Genomic DNA, 18189 nt, shown 5'->3' with positions numbered 1-18189 from the left:
GCATCAGGGGATGCACACGCCGTGCTGGTTGCTTTGCGCAAGGTCCAGCAGTTCCCGGTTGGCGACGGCGTACATCGCGTAGTCGGTGCTGTTGGATGCACGCAGCTCGGTGAGCATGGTGCGCCAGCGCTCGACCATCGGCGCGTGCTGCGCCAGCCAGAGGAGCACGCGCGCATCGATCTCCGCCGGGCCGTCCTGCATCTGCAGAACCGACACGGTGATGGCGCGCTGTTGCCAATCCAGGTCGTCTCGGAAGGCTTCGCGGGCCAGCGCCTGCCAATTGTTCTCCACCGGCAGGGAGCTGATCTGCTGCAGGTACCAGGTCAGTTCCAGCTCGCTGCCCAGGGCGAAGTAGGCGCGCGCCACGTCGGCCGGGTCGCGGCCGGTGACGTCCGCCGCCTCGATGATCGGCAGCAGGGTGTAGAGGTGGCTGGTACCGGCGACCATGCGCGCCAGCAGCTCCGGCACGCCGGCATCGACGTAGCCCTGGTAACGCGCCTGCCACAGCTCGCGGGTGGGCCCTTCGAGCAGCTCGTTGAGCTTCAGGCCGAGGGCGGCGATACGCGGACCGAAGTGCGCCACGTCGCGGGCGGCATCCTGCTCGTTACGGCGGCTGCGCAGGAACCAGCGGGTCGCGCGGCGGCCCAGGCGCATCAGTTCGTCCATCAGGGTCAGCTGCACTTCCGCCGGCACCTGGTAGTCCAGCGCCTCGATCTGGCGGAACCAGTGCGGCAGGTGGAAGACGTCACGCACGATCACGTAGGCGCCGGCCACGTTCGCCGGCGTCATGCCGGTGGACTCCTTCAGGCGCTGCACGAAGGTGATGCCCATGTGGTTGATCAGGTCGTTGGCGATCTGCGTGCTGACGATCTCGCGCTTCAGGCGGTGCTTGCGCATGGCCGGGGCGAAGGTGTCGACCAGGGTCTGCGGGAAGGCCGTCTCCATGTCGCGGGTCAGGTAGTCGTCGTCCGGCACCAGCGAACCCAGCAGCTGCTCCTTCAGATCGATCTTGCTGTAGGAAATCAGCACGGACAGTTCGGCGCGAGTCAAACCCTGGCCTGCGGCGATACGCTCGGCGAGCATCTCGTCGGTGGGCAGGAATTCCAGCGCACGGTCCAGCTTGCCGCGACCTTCCAGGTCGTTCATCAGCCGCTTGTACTCGGCAATGCGCTCGCGGGCGCGACGCTCGGCCAGGGACAGCGCCTGGGTCTGCTTGTAGTTGTTGCCCAGCACCAGGCCGGAGACCTGGTCGGTCATTTCCGCCAGCAGCTTGTTGCGCTGCTTGCTGGTCATGTCACCGGCGGCCACCACCTCGTTGAGCAGGATCTTGATGTTCACCTCGTGGTCGGAGCAGTCCACACCACCGGCGTTGTCGATGAAGTCGGTGTTGCACGCGCCACCATTGAGGCCGAATTCGACCCGCGCCAGCTGCGTCATGCCCAGGTTGCCGCCCTCGCCCACCACCTTCACCCGCAGGTCGCGGCCGTCCACGCGCAGGCCGTCGTTGGCCTTGTCGCCGACGTCGGCATGGGTTTCCTTGCTGGACTTCACGTAGGTGCCGATGCCGCCGTTCCACAGCAGGTCGACCGGCGCCTTGAGCAGCGCGTTGATCAGCTCGGTGGGGGTCAGGCGCTCGGCGTCGATGTCGAAGCGCGCACGCACTTCCGGGGTCAGGGTGATGCTCTTGGCGCTGCGCAGGAAGATGCCACCACCGGCGGAGATCAGCGACGCGTCGTAATCCGCCCAGCTGGAGCGCGGCAGGTTGAACAGGCGCTGGCGCTCGGCGAAGCTCGCCGCCGGGTCCGGATTGGGGTCGAGGAAGATGTGCATGTGGTTGAAGGCCGCGACCATCTGCAGCTTGTCCGACATCAGCAGGCCGTTGCCGAACACGTCGCCGGCCATGTCGCCGATGCCGATGACGGTGACGCTGTCCTTCTGCACGTCGATGCCGCGCTCGCGGAAGTGACGCTGCACCGAGACCCAGCCGCCACGGGCGGTGATGCCCATGCCCTTGTGGTCGTAGCCGGCGGAGCCGCCGGAGGCGAAGGCGTCGCCCAGCCAGAAGTCATACTCGGCGGAGATGCCGTTGGCGATGTCGGAGAAGGTCGCGGTGCCCTTGTCGGCCGCCACCACCAGGTAGGGATCGTCCGGGTCGTGGCGTACCACGTTGGCCGGCGGCACGACCTTGCCTTCCTTGAGGTTGTCGGTCACGTCCAGCAGGCCGGAGATGAAGATGCGGTAGCAGGCAATGGCCTCAGCCTGGATTTCATCGCGCGTGCCACCTACCGGCAGGCGACGCGGGATGAAGCCGCCCTTGGCACCCGTGGGCACGATCACCGCGTTCTTCACCTGCTGCGCCTTCACCAGGCCCAGCACTTCGGTGCGGAAGTCTTCCTCGCGGTCGGACCAGCGCAGGCCGCCACGGGCCACGTCGCCGAAGCGCAGGTGCACGCCTTCCACGCGCGGGCAGTAGACGAAGATTTCGAACTTCGGCGTCGGCCGCGGGATTTCCGGAATGGCCTTGGGATTGAACTTGAAGCTGAAGTAGCCCTTGTTTTGCCCGGCCGCATCCGGCTGATAGAAGTTGGTGCGCAGGGTCGCCTTGATCAGGTCCAGGTAGCGCCGCAGGATGCGGTCCTCGTTGAGCACCTGGACATCGTCCAGCGCGGTGAGGATGGCCTGCTCCAGTTTCTGCTGCTTGTCGTCCAGGTCCTCGGCGGTGAGCTTGCGGGCCAGGTAGAAGCGGGTCTTGAACAGGCGCACCAGTTCGCGGGCGATGTCCACATGGGCGTTCAGCGCGCTGGCAATGTAGCCGAGGTCGAAGCCCAGGCGAATCTGCTTGAGGTAGCGGGCGTAGGCACGCAGCAGCGCCACGTCGCGCCACGGCAGGCCGGCGGTCAGCACCAGGCGGTTGAAGGCGTCGTTCTCGGCGTCGCCGTTGACGATATGGACGAAGGCGTCCTGCAGGGTCTCGTTGAGCTCCTGGATGTTGACGTCCAGGCCTTCGGCGTAGGTGAAGGCGAAGTCGTGGATCCAGTACTCACGGCCGTTGCTGTGGCGCAGGCGGTAGGGGAACTCGCCGAGCACGCGCAGGCCGAGGTTCTCCAGGATCGGCAGGACGTCCGACAGCGCCAGCGGCGAATCGGCGTGGTACAGCTTGCAGTGCAGCTGCTGCTCACCCTGGGCCAGCGGCTGGTAGAAGCTCATCACCAGCGGGCGGTTCTCGGACAGGCTGGACAGGTGCTGCAGGTCCACCACCGCGAAGTGCGGGGCGAAGCGCTCGCGGTAGCCGGCGGGGAAGCCTTTGGGGAAGTCTTCCAGCAGGTTGTTGCCCTGGCCTTCGCCGAAGTTTTCCAGCACCAGCGCGGCGTAGTCGTCCTGCCAGGAGCGGCAGGCCTGGATGGCTTCCTGCTCCAGCTGGGCGGCATCGACGTCGATGCGGTTCTTCGGATCGACGCGCAGGATGAACTGCACGCGCGCCAGGGTGGACTCGGAGAAGAAGGTCCAGAACTCGCAGTCGCTGGCCTTCAGGCGATCGCGCAGGACCTGCTCGATCTTGATGCGCGTCTCGGTGGAATAGATGTCGCGCGGCACGTACGCCAGGCAGTAGGCGAAGCGGCCGTAGGGGTCCTTGCGCAGGAACAGGCGGATCTTGTTGCGTTCCTGGATCTGCACGATGGACATGGCGGTGGCGAACAGCTCGTCCACCGAGGTCTGGAACAGGTCGTCGCGCGGCAGCACTTCCAGCACCTGGGCCAGTTCCTTGCCCAGGTGGGCATTGGCATCGAAACCGGAGCGGCGCTCGACTTCGAGCACCTTGCCGCGGATCGACGGGATCTGGGTCACGCTGTCGTTGTAGACCGACGACGTGAACAGGCCCATGAAGCGGAACTCGCGCAGCACCTTGCCCTTGGCGTCGATCTCGCGGATCGATACGTAATCCGGGTAGGCCGGGCGATGCACGCGGCTGGGATGCGAGGCCTTGGCGAAGGACAGCAGCAGCGGCTCGCGCAGGTAGGCCACCGCGTAGTCTTCGATGTGCAGCTCCTGCTGGCTGAGGCCGGTGCGCAGCAGCTTGGCCACACCGAGGAAGGACTTCTCGTCGTAGACCATGCGACCGCCATCGGTCTCGTCAGCGACGGTGAATTCCTCGTAGCCGAGGAAGGTGAAATGGTTGTCCAGCAACCATTCGAGGAAGGCACGCACTTCGGCGGTTTCTTCCGCACGTGCCTTGGACTTCGATTTGCCCAGCCAGGCCAGCAGTTCCTCGGCCTTGGCGCGCATGGCCGGGAAGTCGGCCACTGCCAGGCGAACCTCACCCAGCACTTCGAGCAGGCTCTTCTCCAGCGTGCGCAGTTCGCCGACATGGGAGGCGCGGTCGATCTCCAGATACATCAGCGATTCCTGATGCACGTCCTTGCCATGGGTGCCCTTGGGCAGGATTTCCAGCAGCTCGCCCTTCGCGTTGCGGCGCACGCTCAGCACGTTGGTCTGCAGGGTGTGGATGCTGTAGCCACGGCGGTTCAGTTCCATGCGCACCGAGTCGACCAGGAACGGCTGGTCCGGATGCAGCACCTGCACGGCGGTATGGGTGGATTGCCAGCCGTGCTTCTCGTAATCGGGGTTGTACACCTGCACCTCGGGCTGCGCGGGGTCGAACCGCTCCAGCAGGCGCCAGGACGACAGGGTGCAACCGACCAGGTCGGACAGCCTGCGCTGGGTCAATTCGTCGAGGGAGATGAAACCGAAGAACTGTTCGGCGAACAGGGCCACTTGTGGCATGCCCTTTTCGTCGACGTGCTGCGCCAGGGCCGTCTGCAGTTGTTGCTGGAAGTCGGCTTTGCTGGCTGCGGTGAAGAACGCCATGGTGTTACTCCGCTGGGCTCGAATTATTGGATTGAGCGTAGTTCGCTTGTGCGTCTTGGGCAGGTCACGGATGTAATTGGGCAGTGTGACCCTCGATTGACCGTCCCGACCGGACGGTCACCGGTCCGCCGAGCTTATCGGGAGTGGACTACCGAGCGCTTACGGGGCTGCGACATATTCGTTCAACGGCTTGCTCCGGACAGGTGCCGGGGAATCCATTGGGTCATGACCGAAATACTTGGATGGCCGCTGACGCAGTAGATAGCAAAGCGCTACCATGATCCTGACTTCGCCTGGAATGCTCGCCTGGAATGGATGCCATGCAACGCCGCCCGCCCCTGCACCGCCCATTGCTGCGCCACCTGGACAACCTGCTGGTCACCTTGCTCGGCGTTGCTCTGGTCGTCCTGGCCTGGCTGTTCCTCGATCAAGCCGTGCGCCCGCTCCTGCTGGGGGCCGTACCGGTCTACCTCGGCGTGCTGCTGCCGCGCTGCATCGGCCGCCGTGAGCGCCTGCACCGGGTACGACTGGCACGGGAGCGTTCGATCCACGAGTGGGGCTTCTGCAGCCGGGACCGCAACGGGCCGTGGATCAACTACATCGACTTCCCGCTGGTGCGCGAAGACGCCGTGTTCAACGGTCGCTTCTTCTATAGCGAGTGGCTGGTGGTGCACGACGGGCGCATCATCATCAACCCCGGCCCGGCCCGCGTGGACCTGGTCGCCGGCACCGTGAGTTACGACTTGTCCTGCCAACGCACCTACGCCTGGGACGGCTGCTCGCCCAAGGTGCCCTTCTACTGGATCGCCACCTTCGGCACGCCCGACTGGTGGGACCACTTGGAGCCGGTGCAGTACCTGTGCCACGGCGAGCAGAAGCAGCGCCTGATGTTCTGGCCGGTGGCCCACCACGCGAGCCTGGTGCACGACGCGCTGTACCAGTTCCTCAACGTCGCCCCGGTGACCAAGGCCGAGGCGGACGAGTTGTTCCATCGCATGCTGCTGGAAGCCGGCATGCCGCGCCTGGTCGCCTGGGTCTACCGCTTCGCTGTCGTCCACGGCGGCGCCCGCGAGATGCGCCATGTGCGCAACCCGAACAGCCCGCTGCGCTGCCTGACGTCGCTGCCCGGCGACCCGGCGTCGCAGGCCGCTCTGCCCCAGGTGAGAACCCCGGCGCTCCCCGCGGAACTGCCGATGCAGTAAAGTATGGGCCCCGACACAGCCCTACCCTCGTCCAGGAACCCCACGCGATGGAACATCGTGAGTCGCTGCTTGCGCTGCGCCAGTACCTCTCCAGCCAGATCCTCGGCCAGGAAAAGCTCATCGAGCGTCTGCTCATTGCCCTGATCGCCGACGGCCACCTGCTGGTGGAAGGTGCGCCGGGCCTGGCCAAGACCAAGGCGATCAAGGACCTGGCCGAAGGCCTGGAAGCCGAGTTCCACCGCATCCAGTTCACCCCCGACCTGCTCCCGGCGGACATCACCGGCACCGAGATCTATCGCCCGGAGAACGGCACCTTCGTCTTCCAGCAGGGGCCGATCTTCCACCACCTGGTGCTGGCGGACGAAATCAACCGCGCCCCGGCCAAGGTGCAATCGGCGCTGCTCGAAGCCATGGCCGAGCGCCAGGTCAGCGTGGGCCGCAGCACCTATGACCTGCCGCCGCTGTTCCTGGTCATGGCCACGCAGAACCCCATCGAGCAGGAAGGCACCTACCCGCTGCCCGAAGCCCAGCTCGACCGCTTCCTGATGCACGTGAAGATCGGCTACCCCGAGGCTTCGGTGGAGCGCCGCATCCTCCAGCAGGCCCGTGGCGAAGCCCTGCATGGCGAGACCCGGCCCGAGCGCCAGGTGACCCAGGAATCGATCTTCGCCGCCCGCAAGGAAATCCTCGGCCTGTACATGGCCGACGCGGTGGAGGAATACCTGGTGCAACTGATCATGGCCACCCGCAACCCGGCCAAGTACGACGCCGAGCTGGCCGAATGGCTGTCCTACGGCGCCAGCCCGCGCGGCTCCATCGCCCTCGACCGATGCGCGCGCGCCCATGCCTGGCTGGCCGGCCGCGACTTCGTCAGCCCCGAGGACATCCAGGCGATGCTGTTCGACGTGCTGCGCCACCGCCTGATCCTGTCCTTCGAAGCCGAAGCCGCCGGGATCGACCAGGACCGCGTGGTCCAGCGCATCCTCGACGTGGTCGCCGTCGCCTGACATGCACAACGTCCTGGCGCCAGGCGTAGCCGTCTCGCTCGGCGAGCTGATCGAGATCCGCCACCGCCTGCGCGAAGCCCAGCTGTTCTCCACGCCGTCGCGGCGCAGCCCGCTGATCGGCCTGCACCATTCGCGCCTGCGCGGGCGTGGCGTGGACTTCGACCAGGTGCGCGTCTACCAGGCCGGCGACGACGTGCGCACCATCGACTGGCGCGTCACCGCGCGCACCCAGGAGCCGCACACCAAATTGTTCCATGAGGAGCGCGAGCGGCCGGTGTTCGTCCTCGTCGAGCAGAGCTCCCGGCTGTTCTTCGGCTCCGGGCTGTGCCTGAAGTCGGTCCTTGCGGCCCGCGCCGCCGCCTTCATCGGCTGGTCCGCGCTGGCGCACAACGACCGTATCGGCGGACTGGTGTTCACCGACAGCGAATGCCAGGAGATCAAGCCACGGCGCAGCAAGCAGAGCCTGCTGCAACTGCTCAACCTGGTCGTGCGGGCCAACCACGGCCTGCTCGCCGGCGCAGGCCTCGGCCATGGCGGCGACGGTTTCAGCATGGCACTGCGCCGCGCCCGCGAAGTGCTGCGCCCCGGCAGCCTGATCCTGGTGGTGTGCGACGAGCGCGCCCTGGGCGATCTGGCCGAGCAGCAACTGTCGCTGTTGGCGCGCCATACCGACCTGGTGCTGCTGCCAGTGTCCGACCCGCTCGACCACGCCCTGCCGGCAGCCGGACTGCTGCGCTTCGCCGAAGGCCCGGCGCAGCTGGAGATGGACACCCACATCGACGAGCAGCGCCTGGCCTACCGCGCCCTGGGGCAGGCCCGCCGCGAACGCTGGACGCGCCTGGCCCAGCGCCTGGGCGTACCGCTGCTGCCGCTGTCCACCCAGGAGGAATTGGTGGAACAGTTGCGCAACCTGCTGGAACAGCACCAGCCGGGGTACGCACCATGAACCCGCTCGACCAGCTGCAACCCCTGATCGCCCCAGCGCCCGTCGCCTGGTGGCCGCCCGCCCCCGGCTGGTGGGTGGTCGCCGCGCTGATTCCGATAGCGCTGTGGGGGCTCTGGCTGACACGCCAGCACTGGCAACCACGACGCAAGCCGACGGAAGTCGCCGAAGCCCCACTCGATCCCTTGCGCCAGGCGGCGCTGGAAGAACTGGCGCGGCTGCCGCGACCCTATGACCGCGCTCCCGCCGGCCCCTGGCTGCAGGCGATCAACGGCCTGCTCAAGCGCGTGTCGCGGGCGCGCTGGCCCGACAGCCACAGCCATACCCTGAGCGGCCGCGCCTGGCTGGCCTTCCTCGATAACCGCTGCCCCGCCGCCGGCCTGACCCGCTGGATGATCCTGGTGGAGGGCGGCTACCGCGCCGAATGCCAGCTCGACGACAAGGCCATCAACGGCCTCGCCGCCGCCGTGGAAACCTGGGTACGCAAGCATGTTTGAGCTCGCCTGGCCCTGGGTCTTCCTGCTCGCGCCCCTGCCCTGGGTGATGCGCCTTATCCTGCCGCCGGCGGACAGCGGCGAGGCGGCACTCAAGGTCAGTTTCCTCCAGGAGCTCGAAGGCCTCGCCGGCCGCCGAGCCCGCGCCCGTCTGCCGGCCTGGCGCCAGCAGGCGCCCTTCGCCCTGCTCTGGCTCTGCCTGCTGATGGCGGCGGCGCGTCCGCAGTGGGTCGGCGACCCGCTGCCGATTCCCGCCAGCGGTCGCGACCTGCTGCTCGCCGTGGATGTCTCCGGTTCCATGGACTACGCCGACATGCGCTGGGAAGACGACGACATCAGCCGTCTGGAACTGGTGAAGAAACTCTTTGGCGGCTTCATCGAGGCGCGCCGTGGCGACCGCGTCGGCCTGATCCTCTTCGGCACCCGCGCCTACCTGCAGGCGCCACTGACCTTCGACCGCGACACCGTGCGCGTCTGGCTCGACGAGGCGATGATCGGCATCGCCGGCAAGGACACCGCGCTGGGCGATGCCATCGGCGTGGCGGTCAAGCGCCTGCGCCAGCGCCCGGCACAGAGCCGCGTACTGGTGCTGATCACCGACGGCGCCAACACCGCCGGCGAGATCGATCCGCAGACCGCCGCCCGCCTCGCCGCCGAGGAGCAGGTGAAGGTCTACACCATCGGCATCGGCGCCGATCCCCAGCAGGGTGGCGTGAAGGGCCTGTTCGGCCTGAACCCTGGCCTGGACCTGGACGAGCCGACGCTCAAGGCCATCGCGCAAATCACCGGCGGCGAGTATTTCCGCGCCCGCAATGGCGAGGAGCTGCAACGCATCTCAGACAGCCTCGACGCCCTGGAGCCGGTGGAGCAGAAACCCACCCAGGCGCGCCCTGCCCTGGCGCTCTACTGCTGGCCGCTGCTTCTTGCGCTGCTGATCAGCGTGACACTGGTGGTCCGCGAACTCTGGCCGCCGGAGGACTGGCGCTGGCCGGCCCGCCCGGCCTGGCTGGCACGCCTGCGCCGGGAGCGGCAGCCATGAGCGCGTTCTGGCCCCACCTGCTGCGCCCCTGGTCGCTGCTCCTGCTGCCGCTGCTCGGCTGGCTGCTGTGGAAGCTCTGGCACCGCCAGCGCCGCGCCGGCCGCTGGCAATTGCTGCTGCCGGCGGCCTTCCACCCCTGGATGCTGTCCGGCGGTCACGGCCGCCACGAACGACGTCCGTGGATATTCCTCGGCCTGGCCTGGCTGCTGGCAGTACTCGCACTGCTCGGCCCGAGCTGGCAGTACCTGGAACAACCGGCGATGGAGCGCAGCGATCCGCTGGTGGTGGTCCTCGAACTGACGCCGGAAATGCTCGCCACCGACCTGCCGCCCAGCCGCCTGGAGCAGGCACGGCGCAAGGTGCTCGACCTGTTGCGGGCACGCAGCGACGCACAGACCGCCATCGTCGTCTACGCCGGCAGCGCTCACACCCTGGTGCCGCTGTCCAATGACCTGGGCACCGCGCGCAACCTGCTGGACGCGCTCAAGCCCTCGATCATGCCGGCGCCGGGCCGCCGCGCCGACCTCGCCGTCGAGCAGGCGCGCCAGTTGCTGAACCACGGTGCCGAAGGCAACGGCCACATCCTGCTGATCGCCAGCGCCCTGGATGCGCAGGAACGCCAGGGCATCCGCAAGGCGCTCAAGGGCAAGGGCAAGGACCTCCTGCTGCTCGCCATCGGCACCCCCGGCGGCGCGCCGATCGCCCAGGAAGACGGCACCTTCCTCAAGGACGAGCAAGGCAACATCCTGGTGCCGCGGCTGGACGAAAACACCCTCCGCCAGTTCGCCACCGACCTCGACGGACGCTTCCAGCGTCTGCGCCCGGGCAACGCCGACCTGCGCGCGCTGGGCCTACTGAACAACACCCAGGGCCTGCAGGCCAGCGAGGACGACGCCCTTCTACGCCTGCAACGCTGGGCCGACCAGGGCTACTGGCTGCTGCTGCCGCTATTGTTGCTCGCCGCCTGCGCCGGTCGCCGGGGCTGGCTGTTCAGCCTGCCGCTGCTGTTGCCGCTGTTGTGGTCCACGCCGCAGAGCGCCAATGCCTTCGAACTCGCCGACCTCTGGCTGACCCCCGACCAGCAGGGCCAGCGCCTGCTCGAAGCGCAGAAACCGGCCGAAGCCGCCGAGCGCTTCGAGGACTTCCGCTGGCGGGGCCTGGCCCTCTTTGAAGCCGGCGACTACGCCGACGCCGCGCGGGCCTTCTCCCAGGGTGACAGCGCCGCCGACCATTACAACCGTGGCAACGCCCTGGCCCGCCAGAACGAGCTGGAAGCCGCGATCGACGCCTACGACCAGGCCCTGGAGCGCGCACCCGACCTGGCCGCCGCGCAACGCAACAAGGCGTTGCTGGAGGAGCTGCTGCGTCAGCGGCAGAAAGCCTCCGGCGACGAAGCAAGCCAGTCCTCCCCGCAGCAGAATCCGTCCCAGGGCGAAACCAGCGAACCCCAGCCGCTACAGCCCAGGGAGTCGAAACCCAAGGAAGAGCAGTCCGAGGAACAGGCCTCGCAGCCCACCCCTTCGGCCCAGACGCCGGAACAGCGCGACGCCGACAAGCCCGCCGCCAGCCAGAGCGTCCCGCCGCAAAGTTCCCATGTCGAAGAAGGCGAAACCAACCTGGCGAGCACCGGTCCATTGAGTGACGAGCGCCGCCAGGCCCTGGAACAATGGTTGCGCCAGATTCCCGACGATCCATCCGAACTGCTGCGCCGCAAGTTCTGGTACCAGCAACAGCAGCAGCGCCAGGAACCCACGCAATGAAAAGGCTGATCTGCCTGACCCTGCTCTGCCTCGCCGCCGTCCGCGCCGAGGCCAGCTTCACCGCCAGTGTCGACCGCACGCGCCTGAACGAAGGCGAAAGCATCGACCTGACACTGGAGTCCGACGACCCGACCCTGTTCGGCAAGCCGGACCTCAAGCCCCTGGACGATCAGTTCGTCGTGCTCGGCACCCGCCAGGTCAATCGCCTCACCACCCTGAACGGCAAGACCCAGGCCACCACCCGCTGGATCGTCACCCTGCAGCCGCGCAACGAAGGCACAGTGGTGATTCCGCCGATCCACCTGGGCGGCAATACGACCGAGTCGATCAGCCTGCACGTCCTCAAGGCCGAACAAAGCGCCAGCAGCCAGAAACTCGCCCCCGTGTTCATCGACGCCAGCGTGGACCAGGAGGAAAGCTATGTGCAGGCGCAGGTGATCCTGACCCTGCGCATCTACCATTCGGTGTCGCTCTACGACGACAGCAGCCTCACGCCCCTGCAGATCGCCGACGCCCGCGTCGAACCGCTGGGCGAGGCGCGCACCTACGAGAAGGAAATCAACGGCGTGCGCCATGGGGTCATCGAAGTTCGCTACGCGATCTTCCCGCAGAAGAGCGGCCCCCTGGAAATTCCCGGCCAGACCTTCAACGCCACCCAGGCCGGCCAGCAGCGCAGCCCCGACGACAGTCCCTTCGGGCCGCCGCCGGGCAAGCAGATCCGGGTGGTCTCGCCGACCATCCCGCTGCAGATCAAACCCAAGCCCGCCGATTACCCCGCCGACGCCCCCTGGCTGCCGGCCCGGTCGCTGAGCCTGAGCGAAACCTGGAGCCCGCAACCGGAGCAGGCCCGTGCCGGCGAAGCGCTGACCCGCAATATCATGCTGCGCGTGGAGGGGCTCTCCAGCGCCCAGTTGCCGCCGCTGCCGCAGACCTTGCCGGGCGAGTTGCGCCACTACCCCGACCAGCCGCAACTGGCCAACCAGGGCACCGAACAAGGCATGATCGGCAGCCGCGAAGAGCGCGAGGCGCTGATTGCCGACCATGCCGGCCAGGTACAACTGCCGCCCGTCGAAGTGGTCTGGTGGAATACCCGGGACAACCGCGTCGAGCGCACCAGCCTGCCGGCGCGCACCCTGACGGTGGCCGCCAACCCGCAGCTGGAAACCCCGGCCGACGCATCCGCCACCCCCACCACCGACGCCCTGCTGCAACCCCAGGCCCGCCTGTGGCCCTGGCAACTGGCTTGCGCCATCCTCGCCTTCACCACACTGCTGGGCTTCGGCCTGTGGTGGCGCGCGCGCCGACTGCCCGCAGTGATCCGCGCCGCGGTCGCCGGCCCCAGCGCGCGCACCCTGCTCGATGAACTGCGCCGCGCCTGCCAGGCCAACGACCCGCACGCCACCCGCCAGGCGCTGGACGCCTGGGCACGCCAGCAACCGGAGACCCTGGCGGACATGGCGGCGCGCTTCGTGCCGCTGTCCGACGCCCTGGACAGCCTCAATGGCGCGCTGTACAGCGACAGCGAAGGTGGCCGCAACTGGCAGGGCGAGGACCTCTGGCGCGCCGTGCGCAGCCTGCCGGGCGCCGATCCGGACGCCGCTCCCGCCACCGATCCGGGCAGCCTGCCGCCGCTCTACCCGCGCTGACGCAACGGCGGGGCTATGCTTGCTGGCGAGCCCCGCCAAGAGGCACCCAGATGCCCCGCGCCAGCCTTTGCGCCCTGTTCGTCGGCCTTTCGCTGACACTCACATCACGCGCCGAGCCCGCCCTGCCGCCGACACAGCCGCTGCAGGGGCCCGGCGGCTCGGCCTACAGCCACACCGACGTTCGCCAATGGCACTTCAACGCCGACGGCAACGAATACTGGGTCTTCACCCCTGCCCGCCCGCAGCCGCAAAGCGCGCCGCTGGTGGTCTTCACCCACGGCTGGAGCGTGATGCAACCGGACCTGTACCGCGCCTGGATCGAACACATCGTCCGCCGCGGCGCAATCATCATTTACCCGCGCTACCAGGCCAACCTGAAGACACCCGCCGCGGACTTCCTGCCCAATGCCGCCGACTCGGTGCGCCATGCCGTCCGCGACCTGCAGGCAGGAAGGCTCGGAGTGAAGCCGGAGCTTGCGCATGTGGCCTACCTCGGACACTCCGCCGGCGGCCTGATCGCCAGCGGGCTCGCCGCTTCCTGGCAGCGCCTGGACATCCCGAAGCCGCACGCGCTGATGGCGGTGGAACCAGGCAAGAGCAGTGGCCCGCGCTGGCGCCAGGTGCCGTTGGAGCCGCTGCTGAACATTCCCGCCGGAACCTTGCTGCTGGCCGTCTGTGGCGATGAGGACGAGCGCGTCGGCTGCGACGACGCACGGCGCATCTACCGGGAAAGCACCCAGGTCGCCGCGCGGGACAAGGACCTGCTGCTGTTGCGCAGCGACCGTCATGGCAGCCCGCCCCTGCTGGCCAACCACGCGGCGCCCAGCGCGCCACGCTTCGACCCGCGCTATCCGCCCAGCGACTCTTCCAGCTGGCTGCTCAATCGCGTGCAGGAACGGGTACGCCAGCGCCTCAAGCAGGGCCAGCCATCGGCCCACAACGCGCTGGCCACCGACGCACTGGACTGGTATGGCACCTGGAAACTGTTCGACGCCCTGTGCGACGCCGCCTTCTACGGCCAGGACCGCGACTACGCGCTGGGTGGCAAGCCGGCGCAGTTGTCGATGGGGCGCTGGAACGATGGGACGCCAGTGAAGGCGATCCAAAGGCTGTCGGCCCCCTGAAAACGCCACGCACCAATCGTCCGCTCAGTCCGGCTCGGAGCGGGAGAAACCGATCGCGGACGGAGTCCGCTCCTACCCAAGGTCATGCATCTGCGTAGGAGCGGACTCCGTCCGCGATGGATCCCCGGCAACTCCGAACCCGATTCGGAAAAAGGTTCAGCTACCGCTGTTCTCCATCACCGCGCCCTTGAACACCTCATCCAGCGGAACCTGATAGCCGATGGCGAGGCGGTTGGTCTCGTTGGCCATGGCCACCACCGCCAGCAGCTCGCCGAGCATCTCATCGTCCATCCCCGCCTTGCGCGCCGCCGCGCCGTGGGAGCCGATGCAGTAGTTGCAGTTGTTGGTGACGCTGACGGCGACGTAGATCAGCTCCTTCACCAGCGGGTCAAGTTGTCCCGGCCCCATCACCTCCTTGAGGCTTTCCCAGGTGCGCTTGAGGGTCTGCGGATGGTTGGCCAGGGCTTTCCAGAAGTTGTTCACCCAGTCGATCCTGCGGGTCGCCATGATGTCGTCGTAGACGGCACGGACCTCGGGGCTGGCGTCGGCGTATTCGATGAGCTGCAAGGACATGGGCACTCCTGGACCGGTTTCGGAATAAGAAAAGCAGGATTCGGAATTGGAAGATGGGGTTGGCGCTGGGGAAAGATAAGGCGCGCCATCCCATCCCCGTCAAGGAATCAGACACCATGCAACGCTTGCCCGCCCTGCTCTTCGCCGCCGCCCTGCTGCCCGTACTCACCGCTCCCGTCCAGGCCGCCCAGCCCGGCCTGTGGGACACCTACGCCAGCCTCAAGCAGCACGCCTGGGTTGACCTGACCCACGCCTTCGACGACGACACGCCGCACTGGAAAGGCTTCGAGCCCTTGGGCCGCAAAACGCTCTACAGCGTGGACAAGGACGGCTTCCAGGTGGAGCTGTACAGTCACGTCGGCCAGTGGGGCACCCACGTCGACCCGCCGGTGCATTTCCACAAGGGCCTGCGCAGCGTCGATCAGTTGGAGGTGAAGGAACAGTTCCTGCCACTGGTGGTGTTCGACGTCCATGAGCAGGTGGCGAAGAACCCCGACTACGTACTGACCCTGGCCGATGTGAAGGCTTGGGAAGCCAAGCATGGCCCGGTGCCCGAAGGCGCCTTCGCGGCGCTGCGCATCGACTGGTCCCAGCGCTGGCCGGACCAGGCGAAGATGCAGAACCAGGACGCCAAGGGCGTGGCCCACTATCCGGGCTGGAGCAAGGAGGCGCTGGTGTACCTCTACGAGACGCGCAAGATCACCGCGTCCGGCCATGAGACCACCGACACCGATCCCGGTCTGGCCACCACCAAGGACGACTACTCGCTGGAGTCCTACATCCTGGGCACCAACCACTACCAGATCGAACTGCTCGCCAACCTCGACAAGGTGCCCGAAGCCGGCGCGCTGGCGGTGGTGAGCTTCCCGAAGATCGCCCGCGGCACCGGCTTCCCGGCGCGGGTGTTCGCCATCCTGCCGTGATCCGGCACCTGTAGGAGCGCGCCATGCGCGCGATCGCGGGCATGGCCCGCTCCTACAGGGGAACCCGGCGGATCGAAGCCAATCGCGGACGAAGTCCGCTCCTACGCGATCTCATGCATCGTAGGAGCGGACTCCGTCCGCGATGGATCCCCGGCGGCTCCGAACCCTGATCCGGCACAATAAAAAAAACGCGGCCCGAAGGCCGCGTTTTTTTATTGCTTGAGAGCCGATCAGTGAACCAGGATCGACGCCTTCTTCTGCCGCACCTTCTCCGGGTTGATCAGGAAGCGCGCCAATGCCGGCAGCAGCCACAGCGCACCGAACATGTTCCAGAGGAGCATGAAGGTCAGCATCAGGCCCATGTCGGCCTGGAACTTGATCGCCGAGAAGATCCAGGTGGCGACGCCGATGGCCAGGCACAGGCCGGTGAACAGCACGGCCTTGCCGGTGGACTTCAGGGTCTCGTAGTAGGCCTCCTGCAGGGACAGGCCCTGGCGCAGGAAGGACTCCAGGCGGGTGTAGATGTAGATGCCGTAGTCCACGCCGATACCCACGCCCAATGCGATCACCGGCAGGGTCGCGACCTTCACGCCGATGCCCAGAGTTGCCATCAGCGCGTTGCCCAGCACCGAGGTGAGGATCAGCGGCAGCACGATGCACAGGGTGGCGGCGAAGGAGCGGAAGGTGATCAGGCACATCACCGCCACGCAGATGTACACCAGGATCAGGATGGTCAGCTCGGACTGCTTGATCACCTCGTTGGTGGCCGCCTCGATACCCGCGTTACCGGCAGCGAGCTTGAACTTCAGGTCGTCCTGGTTGTTGGCCTTGGCGAACTCCTGGACCACGCCGACCGCACGGTCGAGGGTCTCGGCCTTGTGGTCGTTGAGGAATACCAGCAGGGGCGCGAGCGAGCAGTTGCTGTTGAACAGGCCTTCGGCACGGCTGATGGAGTTGTTCAGCACGTCCTGGTTGCGCGACAGCGACTCCCACTTCAGGTTGCCCTCGTTCATGCCCTTGATCATCTGCTTGGAGACGGTGACCAGGGAGATGGCCGATTGCACGCCCTCGGTGTTTTCCAGGCGCCAGGCGAGTTCGTCGATGGCCGCCATGGTCTTGTGGGTGGAGCAGCCTTCGGCGGCGGATTCCACCATCACCACCAGCACGTCGGAGCTGGTCGAGTAGTTGCGGATGATGAAGTCGTTGTCCAGGTTGTAGCGCGAGTCCGGACGCAGTTCCGGCGCGCCCTGGTCGAGGTCGCCGATCTTCAGGTGATGGCCTTGCCACATGCCGCCGGCGAACATCACCAGGGCGATGACCACGGAAATGGGTGCCACTTTCGGACTGGCGAAGTTGGACAGCGCGCGCCAGAAGGGATGGTCGCGCACCGCGTCTTCCTTGCTGCGCTGCACCGCCTTCTTGCTGATGCCGATGTAGGAGATGGCAACCGGCAGCAGGATCAGGTTGGTGAACACGATCACCGCCACGCCGACCGAGGCGCCGATGGCCAGCTCACGGATCACGCCGATGTCGATCACCAGCAGGGTGATGAAGCCGACGGCGTCCGCGAGGATGGCGATCATGCCAGGCAGGAACAGCTGGCGGAAGGTACGGCGAGCGGCCAGCAGCGGGGTTTCCGCATCGCTGGACTGCAGGGCGATACCGTTGATCTTCTGCACGCCATGGGAAATACCGATGGCGAAGATCAGGAACGGCACCAGCATCGAGTACGGGTCCAGCCCGAAGCCGATGGTGTGCAGCAGGCCGAGCTGCCAGATCACCGCCACCAGGGTGGTGGAGAGCACGGCGATGGTCGAGCGCACGCACTTGGTGAACCACAGCAGCAGCACCAGGGTGATCACGAAGCAGATGCCGAAGAAGCCGACCACCAGCAGCAGGCCGTCGATCAGGTCGCCGACCTTCTTGGCGAAGCCGGTGATGTGCACCTTCACGTTGGGGTTCTGCAGCTGGTACTTGTCGCGGATCTTCTCTTCCAGCTCATGGGAGAACTGGCGGTAGTCCAGCTTCATCAACTTGCCCTGGTCCTTCGGGTCCGGATAGACCTCCAGCAGCGGCACGTCGACGATGCTCGACTTGAAGTTGTTGGCTACCAGGCGGCCGATCTGGCCGGACTTGAGCACGTTGTTGCGCAGCAGTTCCAGCGCCTTGGGCGAGCCGTCGTAGGTCTGCGGGATCACTTCGCCGCCGGCGAAGCCTTCCTCGGTCACCTCGGTCCAGCGCACGCTCGGGCTCCACAGCGACTTCATGCCGGAGCGGTCGACGCCGGGAATGTAGAAGACCTCGTCGTGGATCTTCTGCAGCGTCTCCATGTACTCCTTGGTGAAGATGTCGCCGTTCACCGCTTCCACCGAGATGCGCACGGTGTTGCCGAGGTTGGCCAGGTCGTTGCGGTGCTCCAGCATGTTCTGGATGAACGGATGCTGCAGCGGAATCATCTTCTCGAAGCTGGTGGACGGACGCACCTGGGTCGCCTGGTAGCCGAGGAAGATGGTCACCAGCAGGCAGGCGATGATCACGAACGGCCGGTGGGTGAAGATGATGCGTTCCAGGAAAGTCGCCTTGTCCTGTTGGTGTTTGCTCAGAGCGTTCAT

General features: G+C 66.8%; 12 protein-coding genes. 9 read left to right on the top strand and 3 right to left on the bottom strand.

What is annotated here, in order from left to right:
- Positions 1–3 precede the first annotated feature (3 nt).
- Positions 4–4866, bottom strand: coding sequence for an NAD-glutamate dehydrogenase (locus J5M67_RS05705; RefSeq protein ID WP_207884351.1), 4863 nt, complete (start codon positions 4864–4866; stop codon positions 4–6).
- A gap of 320 nt (positions 4867–5186) precedes the next feature.
- On the opposite strand from J5M67_RS05705, the gene J5M67_RS05700 reads away from it, so the two are divergent.
- From J5M67_RS05700 to J5M67_RS05665, 8 genes are read left to right on the top strand one after another with little or no spacing between them, the layout of a single operon-like run.
- Positions 5187–6068, top strand: coding sequence for a DUF1353 domain-containing protein (locus J5M67_RS05700; protein WP_207884350.1), 882 nt, complete (start codon positions 5187–5189; stop codon positions 6066–6068).
- A gap of 47 nt (positions 6069–6115) precedes the next feature.
- On the top strand, positions 6116–7075 hold the full coding sequence (locus J5M67_RS05695; RefSeq protein ID WP_207884349.1) for a MoxR family ATPase: 960 nt from the start codon (positions 6116–6118) through the stop codon (positions 7073–7075).
- Between the two features lies 1 nt (position 7076).
- The gene (locus tag J5M67_RS05690; protein WP_207884348.1) at positions 7077–8021 is read left to right on the top strand and encodes a DUF58 domain-containing protein; all 945 of its coding nucleotides are present in this window, start codon (positions 7077–7079) and stop codon (positions 8019–8021) included.
- Positions 8018–8515 carry a DUF4381 domain-containing protein gene (locus J5M67_RS05685; RefSeq protein WP_207884347.1) on the top strand — a complete coding sequence of 166 codons (498 nt, stop codon included), beginning with the start codon at positions 8018–8020 and terminating at the stop codon, positions 8513–8515. The genes J5M67_RS05690 and J5M67_RS05685 overlap by 4 nt, the downstream gene beginning before the upstream one ends.
- Positions 8508–9551 (top strand): VWA domain-containing protein, encoded by a 1044-nt coding sequence (locus J5M67_RS05680; RefSeq protein ID WP_207884346.1) that lies wholly within the window; start codon positions 8508–8510, stop codon positions 9549–9551. The genes J5M67_RS05685 and J5M67_RS05680 overlap by 8 nt, the downstream gene beginning before the upstream one ends.
- Entirely contained in the window at positions 9548–11311 is a 1764-nt protein-coding gene (locus J5M67_RS05675; RefSeq protein WP_207884345.1) for a VWA domain-containing protein, read from the top strand. The genes J5M67_RS05680 and J5M67_RS05675 overlap by 4 nt, the downstream gene beginning before the upstream one ends.
- Positions 11308–12957, top strand: coding sequence for a BatD family protein (locus J5M67_RS05670; RefSeq protein WP_207884344.1), 1650 nt, complete (start codon positions 11308–11310; stop codon positions 12955–12957). Before J5M67_RS05675 ends, J5M67_RS05670 begins: the two co-directional genes overlap by 4 nt.
- A 50-nt stretch (positions 12958–13007) precedes the next feature.
- Positions 13008–14081: an alpha/beta hydrolase fold domain-containing protein gene (locus J5M67_RS05665; RefSeq protein WP_243434519.1), complete on the top strand. Its 1074-nt coding sequence runs from the start codon at positions 13008–13010 to the stop codon at positions 14079–14081.
- A 156-nt stretch (positions 14082–14237) separates the two neighbouring features.
- Here the strand turns inward: J5M67_RS05665 and J5M67_RS05660 are convergent, their stop codons facing one another.
- Entirely contained in the window at positions 14238–14654 is a 417-nt protein-coding gene (locus J5M67_RS05660) for a carboxymuconolactone decarboxylase family protein (RefSeq protein ID WP_207884343.1), read from the bottom strand.
- Between the two features lie 116 nt (positions 14655–14770).
- Here J5M67_RS05660 and J5M67_RS05655 point away from each other — a divergent pair, with 116 nt between their 5' ends.
- On the top strand, positions 14771–15577 hold the full coding sequence (locus J5M67_RS05655; protein ID WP_207884342.1) for a cyclase family protein: 807 nt from the start codon (positions 14771–14773) through the stop codon (positions 15575–15577).
- A gap of 230 nt (positions 15578–15807) precedes the next feature.
- Here J5M67_RS05655 and J5M67_RS05650 read toward each other — a convergent pair whose 3' ends face one another.
- The gene (locus tag J5M67_RS05650) at positions 15808–18189 is read right to left on the bottom strand and encodes an RND family transporter (protein ID WP_207884341.1); all 2382 of its coding nucleotides are present in this window, start codon (positions 18187–18189) and stop codon (positions 15808–15810) included.

The organism is Pseudomonas sp. 30_B (genome assembly GCF_017491605.1).
Taxonomy (GTDB): Bacteria; Pseudomonadota; Gammaproteobacteria; order Pseudomonadales; family Pseudomonadaceae; genus Pseudomonas.
This window is presented reverse-complemented; position numbering and strand designations above follow the sequence as displayed.